8 protein-coding genes are annotated in these 7,684 nt (G+C 68.6%); 7 read left to right on the plus strand and 1 reads right to left on the minus strand.

The window, feature by feature from the left end:
• Positions 1-95 precede the first annotated feature (95 nt).
• Positions 96-740 (minus strand): TetR family transcriptional regulator, encoded by a 645-nt coding sequence (locus RMO97_RS09380; RefSeq protein WP_310540579.1) that lies wholly within the window; start codon positions 738-740, stop codon positions 96-98.
• 68 nt (positions 741-808) lie between these two features.
• Between RMO97_RS09380 and RMO97_RS09385 the strand changes: the two genes are divergently transcribed.
• The 7 genes from RMO97_RS09385 to RMO97_RS09415 all read left to right on the plus strand — a co-directional run.
• A complete protein-coding gene (locus tag RMO97_RS09385; protein ID WP_310540582.1) occupies positions 809-2,977 on the plus strand; it encodes a beta-glucosidase in 2,169 nt (722 codons plus the stop codon).
• Positions 2,978-3,061: 84 nt separating this feature from the next.
• Positions 3,062-3,538, plus strand: coding sequence for a PaaI family thioesterase (locus RMO97_RS09390; RefSeq protein ID WP_310540584.1), 477 nt, complete (start codon positions 3,062-3,064; stop codon positions 3,536-3,538).
• Positions 3,538-4,590: an alpha/beta hydrolase gene (locus RMO97_RS09395; protein WP_310540585.1), complete on the plus strand. Its 1,053-nt coding sequence runs from the start codon at positions 3,538-3,540 to the stop codon at positions 4,588-4,590. Before RMO97_RS09390 ends, RMO97_RS09395 begins: the two co-directional genes overlap by 1 nt.
• 84 nt (positions 4,591-4,674) lie before the next feature.
• Complete coding sequence (locus RMO97_RS09400) at positions 4,675-4,905, plus strand: aa3-type cytochrome c oxidase subunit IV (RefSeq protein ID WP_310540588.1); 231 nt, start codon at positions 4,675-4,677, stop codon at positions 4,903-4,905.
• Positions 4,906-5,086: 181 nt separating this feature from the next.
• The gene (locus RMO97_RS09405; RefSeq protein WP_310540590.1) at positions 5,087-6,220 is read left to right on the plus strand and encodes a Re/Si-specific NAD(P)(+) transhydrogenase subunit alpha; all 1,134 of its coding nucleotides are present in this window, start codon (positions 5,087-5,089) and stop codon (positions 6,218-6,220) included.
• Positions 6,221-6,237: 17 nt separating this feature from the next.
• The gene (locus RMO97_RS09410) at positions 6,238-6,582 is read left to right on the plus strand and encodes a proton-translocating transhydrogenase family protein (protein ID WP_310540592.1); all 345 of its coding nucleotides are present in this window, start codon (positions 6,238-6,240) and stop codon (positions 6,580-6,582) included.
• Positions 6,579-7,684, plus strand: a 1,106-nt coding sequence (locus RMO97_RS09415) for an NAD(P)(+) transhydrogenase (Re/Si-specific) subunit beta (protein ID WP_310540593.1), incomplete at its 3' end; no start/stop codon positions are given. The genes RMO97_RS09410 and RMO97_RS09415, both read left to right, overlap by 4 nt.

Consider the following 7,684-nt stretch of genomic DNA (forward strand, 5'->3'; position numbering starts at 1 on the left):
GGACCAGCGCCGGCTTGGCGATGATGTGGCGACAGATTTTCTTGATTCCGGCAGGCATGGAGCCGGCGCGCACGTTCGGGCGCCTGCATGATGCTTTAGTCCCGGATCAACAGCGCGATCAGGGCGTCCGCGTGCCGCTCGATCTCGGCCTCATCCGACATGTCGACGCCATAGGCATGGCGCACCTCGCCGGCCAGGGTGAAGGGCGACTGGGCGGCGGCCGCGAGCATGTAGATCAGACTTCGAACGGACACCTTGGGTAGGTGGCCCTGGTCCATCAAGGTCTGCAGCAGTTTGGCCATGCTGCGGTGCTGGGGGCCGACGATGTTGTCTGCGATCCACGCCACGCGGTCAGACTCGCCCATGGCCTCTTGCACCATGATGCGGGCGTGCTCGGGATGCCGGGCGCAGTAGCGGACATAGTCGCGCAAGGTGGTCTTGAACCGGTCCAGGGGCGGTTGGCGCCTGGTGGTCCGCCAGCCGGCCGCCATGTGGGCGTTCATGTCGACGATCAGGCGGGCCAGCGCCGCGCGCCAAAGGGTGGCCTTGTCGGAATAGTGGTAGCGGAGCAGGCTGTGCTCGACGCCGGCCAGACCCGCGATGTCGCGCATGGCGGCGCCCTCGAAGCCGCGCTCGGAGAATAGCTTCAGCGCGGCGTCCAGAATGGCGCTTCGGGTCTCCTCGACCGGCCGCGCGGTGCGGGCCGGGCGACCTCGGGGACGGGTGGCGGCGACGGTCATGCGATGATTATTGCCCAAGTGGACTAAAATAAATAGGGTCGCGCCACCAAAGCGGGAGGACGCTTCAAATGACCCAGGCCTGGATGGACAAGTCCCTGTCGCCGGACGACCGCGCCAGGCTGCTGATCGCGCAGCTGACCCTGGATGAGATGATCTCCCTGGTTCACGGCCCCATGCCGGCCATGGTCAATCCGCCCCCCGCCGACGCGGCCATGGGCGCGGGCTATATCCCCGGCGTCGAACGCCTGGGCATCCCGCCGCTGAACGAGACCGACGCCAGCCTGGGCATCGCCAACCCGCGCCAGGTGCGCAAGGGCGACGGCGCCACCGGCCTGCCCTCGGGGCTCTCGCTGGCCTCCACCTGGGACCCTGAGCTGGCCCATGCGGCGGGCGTGATGGTGGGATCGGAGGCCCGCGACAAGGGCTTCAACGTCCTGCTGGGAGGCGGCGCCAACCTGACCCGCGAACCCCGCTGTGGGCGCAATTTCGAATACCTCGGCGAGGACCCTCTCCTGGCCGGGGTGCTGGTGGGGGAGGCCATCAGGGGCGCCCAGTCCAACGACATCGTCTGCACCCTGAAGCACTTCGCCCTGAACGATCAGGAGACCTGCCGCCACGTGGTGGACGCCCGCATCGACGAGGGCGCCCTGCGTGAGAGCGACCTGCTGGCCTTCCAGATCGCCATCGAGCGCGGCGATCCGGGTTCGGTCATGTGCGCCTACAACAAGGTCAACGGCGAGTGGGCCGGCGAGAACGACTTCCTGCTCAACCAGGTGCTGAAGCGTGACTGGGGCTACCGCGGCTGGGTGATGAGCGACTGGGGCGCGGTCCACTCGACCGCCAAGGCGGTGATGGCCGGCATGGATCAGGAGAGCGGCGAGCAACTCGACAAGCAGGTCTATTTCGGCGCGCCGCTGAAGGCGGCCGTGGAGCAGGGAGAGGTGCCCTTCGAGCGGCTCACCGACATGGTCCACCGCATCCTGCGCAGCCTGTTCGACAAGGGGGTGTTCGACAATCCCGCCGTCCGGCGCGAGACCGACTACGCCGCCAACGCCAAGGTCGCCCAGGCCGCCGCCGAGGCCGGGACCGTGCTGCTCAAGAACGACGGGGTCCTGCCGCTGGCGCCCAGCATCCGCAAGATCGCGGTGATCGGCGCCCATGCGGACAAGGGCGTGATGTCCGGCGGCGGCTCCTCCCAGGTGATCCCGGTGGGCGGACCCGGCCACGAGATCGAGGTGGCGGGCCTGGCCGGCGCCTTCGCCAGAGTCACCTACCACCCGTCATCGCCGGTGGCCGCGATCCGGGAGTTGACCCGCAACACCGCCGTGACCTTCGTGTCCGGCGAGGACCAAGCCGAGGCCGCGGCCTTGGCCAAGGATGCCGATATCGCCATCGTCTTCGCCGACCAGTGGGCGACGGAGGCCGAGGACCTGCCCAGCCTGTCCCTGCCGGGCGATCAGGACGGCCTGATCGCCGCGGTCGCCGCCGCCAACCCCAAGACCGTGGTGGTGCTGGAGACCGGGACCCCGGTGCTGATGCCCTGGCTGGACGACGTCAACGCCGTGCTGGAGGCCTGGTACCCGGGCACGCGCGGCGGCGAGGCCATCGCCAACATCCTGTTCGGGGCCGTCAATCCGTCAGGCCGCCTGCCCATCAGCTTCCCCTGCGGGGTCGAAGACCTGGTGCGCCCGGAAATCCCCGGCCAGATCTTCGGCCCCCCGGTGGAGGGCGCCACGCTACCCACCACCCGCCCTGACGTGCAGCAGCACAAGGGCCGCTTCTCCGTCGAGCATCCGGAGGGCGCAGATGTCGGCTATCGCTGGTTCGCCAAGACCGGGGCGGCCACCCTATTCCCGTTCGGCTTCGGCCTTTGCTACACCCACTTTGAATATGCGCGGCTGGAGCTGACCGGCGGCGAGACGATCACCGCCAGCTTTGACGTCAAGAACGCCGGCGGCGTCGCCGGGACCGACACCCCCCAGGTCTATGCGACGGTGGCCGGGTCAGATGGCAAGCCTTCCCAGCGCCTGATCGGCTGGGCCCGCGTGGCGCTCCAGCCCGGCGAGACCCGCCGCGTGACCGTGACCGCCGATGCGAGACTCCTGGCCAACTACGACGCGACCCTGCCGGGCTGGCGTATCGCGGCGGGGTCCGTCGCCGTGGCCCTGGCCAGCTCGGCGGAGGACATCATCCTGCACGGATCGGCGGAGCTCGCTGCGCAGACGATGAAGCCGTAGAAGCGCGCATGGACGGCGCCGCGGGGCCCCGCGGCGTCATCAAGGGCTTGCCAATCTTCAAACGCCCGTTCATTTGCCTTCGCGATGTCCGATGATCTGACCGAAGTCCAGACCGCCATCGTCCCCGATGGTTTTGTCATCAACCTCTGGAACCGGGGGTTCGGCCGCACGGTCGGTCCCTTCTACTCCAGCCGCGACGCAGCCAACGGCGACGAGGTGATGGCGTTCCGGGTCGAGGAGCACCACGCCAACGGCATGAACAACTGCCACGGCGGCATGCTGATGAGCTTCGCCGACATGGCCTGGGGCCGGGTGATCTCCAACAAGCGCGAGATCGGCTGGGTGACGGTGCGGCTGACCACCGACTTCCTCTCCGGCGCCCATATGGGCGACTGGGTGGAGGGCACCAGCGACATCATCACCGAACAGGACGATGTCTTCACCGTCCGGGGCCGGATCTGGTGCGGCGACCGCACCCTGATCACCGGAACCGGCGTCTACAAGGGTATCCGCTCGATCTCCCGCAAGGCGGGCGAGCGTGAAGTGCGAGGGGTGGCCTGATGGCTCTGGATCCGGCGATCAAGGAAGGCGCGCCGGTCGGCTACGACGACCGTCCCATCCATTCCGAACCCGGCAGCCTGCCGCCCCAGGTGCAGGCGCCCCTGGCGCCGTTCCGCGGCCGCCACCCGGACGCGCCGGAGTGGTTTCTGGACGCCATCGCCCAGGAGCCGGAGCGGAGCTTCGTCACCTCACTCGGCACCCAGATCGAGGCCCTGACCTGGGGCGAGCTGGGCAAGCCCGGCCTGCTGCTGGTGCATGGCAACTCGGCCCACGCCGACTGGTGGAGCTTCATCGCCCCCTATCTGGCCCAGGACTACCGGGTGACCTCGATGTCCCTGGCCGGCATGGGCGCCTCGGACTGGCGTGAGAGCTACGCCTTCCAGGACTTCGCCGAGGACGCCGAGGCCGTCGCCCGCGCCACGGGCCTCTATGACGGGGGTGTTCTGCCCATCTACATCGGCCACTCCTTCGGCGGCAGCCAGGTGTTCTTCGCCGCGGCCGCTCACCCCGAGCGCATGCGCGCTGCGGTGCTGGTGGACACCGGTTTCGGCGGCCCGCCGCCCAACTCGCCGGAAGCCAAGCGCATGATGGAACAGCAGGTGCGCAACATCCCCACCGGGGACCGCGCCGCACGGGTCTATTCGACGGAAGAGGCGGCTCTGGCCCGCTTCCGCTTCATGCCGCCCCAGGTGGCCGGAAATCTGTTCATCGCCGACTTCATCGCCCGCCGCTCCCTGAAGCGCGCGCCCCTGCCGGAGGGCGGCGGCGAGGGGTGGACCTGGCGGTTCGACCCGGCCATGTGGAACAAGCTCGACCGCAGCGTGATGATGGGCATGACCGCCGATGGCCCGCCCAAGGTGACCGTGCCCCTGGTGCACATCTATGGCGACCGCTCGGTGGTGAAGTCGCGGATCAGCGATGACCGGCCGTCACCCCTGCCCAAGGACATGCTGGAGATCGCCATCCCCGATTCGGCCCACCACATCATGGTCGATCAACCCTTGGCGCTCATCGCGGCTCTGCGCGGCCTTCTGGCCCGCTGGCCCGGCTGAGACACAAGGCGCGCTTGAGCCCCGGCGGCCGACGGTGTAGGTCGGCCCCATCGATTTCCTCACCAGTCTGAGAGACGCCCTTCCATGGCTTCCGAATATCACCGCGGCGAGATGGACATCTCCGAGCAGGTCGCCACGTTCCACCTGTTCAACGGCCTGACCAAGTGGGGCTCCCTGGCGCTCACCGCCATGATGGTGCTGCTGGTCCTGTGGTTCTGCACTCCGACCGGGTTCCTGGGCGCCTTCATCAGCGCCGTGGTGGTGATGGTTCTTGGCGTCGTCCTTCTGCGCGACAAGCCCGCCGCCGACCACTAGGCCGGTCGGGCGCGCGTCAGACGCGCGCCTTCCTGCAAGACCTTCGGGCGCGCCAATTCCTCGGCGACACCGGTCGTTCGGACATTCAAACAAACGTTCGAGTATCGCGGGTGCTCCGCTGGACAAGCCGAGGCTGCCGCCCGTATGGTCCGGCCAATATTGACCAGGGGGAAACAGGCGCATGGCCGTCATAGCCGTCACCACTGAACGCCGCGCCGGCGAGACCCGGGTGGCCGCCGTCCCCGAGACGGTGAAGAAGCTGATCGCCGCCGGGTTCTCGGTGGTGGTGGAAAGCGGCGCCGGCATAGCCGCCGCCTATCCCGACGCCGACTACCAGGCCGCCGGCGCCGAGATCGCCAAGGACGCCGCAGGCGCCATTGGCAAGGCCGACATCCTGTTCAAGGTTCGCGCGCCTGAGGCCGCCGAGATCGCGGCCTTGAAGGCTGGCGCTATCGTCGTGGCCCTGCTGAACCCGCACATGGACAAGGATGCGCTGAACGCCATCGCGGCCAAGGGCGCGACGGGTTTCGCCATGGAATTCGTACCCCGCATCACCCGGGCCCAGGTGATGGACGCCCTGTCGTCCCAGGCCAATCTCGCCGGCTACCGCGCGGTGATCGAGGCCGCCGAGGCCTATGGCCGGGCCATGCCGATGATGATGACCGCCGCCGGCACCGTCGCCGCGGCCAAGGTCTTCGTGATGGGGGTGGGCGTCGCCGGCCTGCAGGCCATCGCCACCGCGCGCCGCCTGGGCGCCGTGGTCACCGCCACCGACGTACGTCCCGCCACCAAGGAACAGGTCGAGAGCCTCGGCGCCAAGTTCCTGGCCGTCGAGGATGAAGAGTTCAAGAACGCCCAGACCGCCGGCGGCTACGCCAAGGAGATGAGCGCCGAGTACCAGGCCAAGCAGGCGGCCCTGGTCTCCAGCCACATCGCCAAGCAGGACATCGTCATCACCACCGCCCTGATCCCCGGCCGGCCGGCGCCCAAGCTCGTGAGCGCCGAGCAGGTGGCCTCCATGCGCCCCGGTTCGATCCTGGTGGACCTGGCCATCGAGCAGGGCGGCAATGTCGTCGGCGCCAAGCTGGGCGAGGTGGCGGTCACCGCCAATGGCGCCAAGATCCTTGGTGTGGCCAACCTGCCCGGCCGCATCGCCACCGACGCCTCGGCCCTCTACGCCCGCAACCTGCTGGCCTTCGCCGGCCTGCTGCTGGACAAGGAGGGCAAGCTGGCCCCCGACCTGGAGGACGAGATCCTCAAGGCGGCCCTGGTCACCCAGGGTGGCGCGGTCGTCCACCCCTCGCTGAACAGCTAGATCCCAAGGAGGAACCGATGGACACCGTCGACCCCACAGTCTTCCGCCTGGCGATCTTCGTGCTGGCGATCTTCGTCGGCTACTATGTCGTCTGGAGCGTGACGCCGGCCCTGCACACCCCGCTGATGGCGGTGACCAACGCCATCTCCTCGGTGATCATCGTGGGGGCCTTGCTGGCCGCCGCCGCCAACGGCGGGGCGGACGGAGGCCTCACCCAGAACGTCCTCGTCTCCAAGGGCGCCGGCGCCATCGCCGCGGCCTTCGCCGCGGTCAACATCTTCGGCGGCTTCCTGGTCACGCAGCGCATGCTGGCCATGTACAAGAAGAAGGATAAGCCCGTGCAGAAGGACGCCGCGAAGTGAACGCGAACATCGCGGCTATCGCCTATATCGTCTCGGGCGTCCTCTTCATCCTGGCCCTGCGCGGCCTGTCCAGCCCCACCACTAGCCAGGCGGGCAACCGCAACGGCATGATCGGCATGGCCATCGCCGTGGGCACCACCCTGCTGACCCTCTGGGGACAGCAGGCGCTGGACACCCTGACGCTGGGCCTGATCGTCGGCGGCGTCGCCATCGGCGGCACGGTGGGCGCGGTGATCGCCCGCAAGGTCGCCATGACCTCGATGCCGCAGCTGGTGGCCACCTTCCACAGCCTGGTGGGGGCCGCGGCCTGTCTGGTGGCGGTCGCCGCCATCTACACCCCGGCCGCCTACGGCATCCTCGCCGAGGACGGCACGATCCACGTCAGCTCCCTGGTGGAGCTGTCCCTGGGCCTGGCCATCGGGGCCGTGACCCTGACCGGCTCGATCATCGCGGCCCTGAAGCTGAACGGCAATATGAGCGGCGCGCCGATCATGCTGCCGGCCCGTCACCTGCTGAACATCGTCATTGCGCTCGCCATCGTCGCAATGGTGGTGGTGCTGGTGATGGGGGGCGGCCAGCCGGAGGTCATCTGGGCGTTCTGGGCGATCCTCGGCCTCAGCCTGCTGATCGGTGTCACCCTGATCATCCCCATCGGCGGCGCGGACATGCCCGTCGTGGTCTCCATGCTGAACAGCTATTCCGGCTGGGCGGCGGCCGCCCTGGGCTTCACCCTCGAGAACGTGACGCTGATCATCACCGGGGCCCTGGTGGGCTCATCGGGCGCCATCCTCAGCTACATCATGTGCAAGGCGATGAACCGCAGCTTCATCTCCGTGATCCTCGGCGGATTCGGCGCCGAAGATGCGGCGGCCGCCGGCGGCGGCCAGGTCGAGACCCGGCCGGTCAAGCAGGGTTCGGCCGAGGACGCGGCCTTCATCATGAAGAACGCCAGCAAGGTGATCATCGTCCCCGGCTACGGCATGGCCGTCAGCCAGGCCCAGCATGCGCTGCGCGAAATGGGCGACAAGCTGAAGGAAGAGGGCGTGGAGGTGAAGTACGCCATCCACCCCGTGGCCGGCCGGATGCCCGGGCACATGAACGT

Origin of the sequence: Phenylobacterium sp., from assembly GCF_031425575.1 — a bacterium.
Classification (GTDB): domain Bacteria; phylum Pseudomonadota; class Alphaproteobacteria; order Caulobacterales; family Caulobacteraceae; genus Phenylobacterium.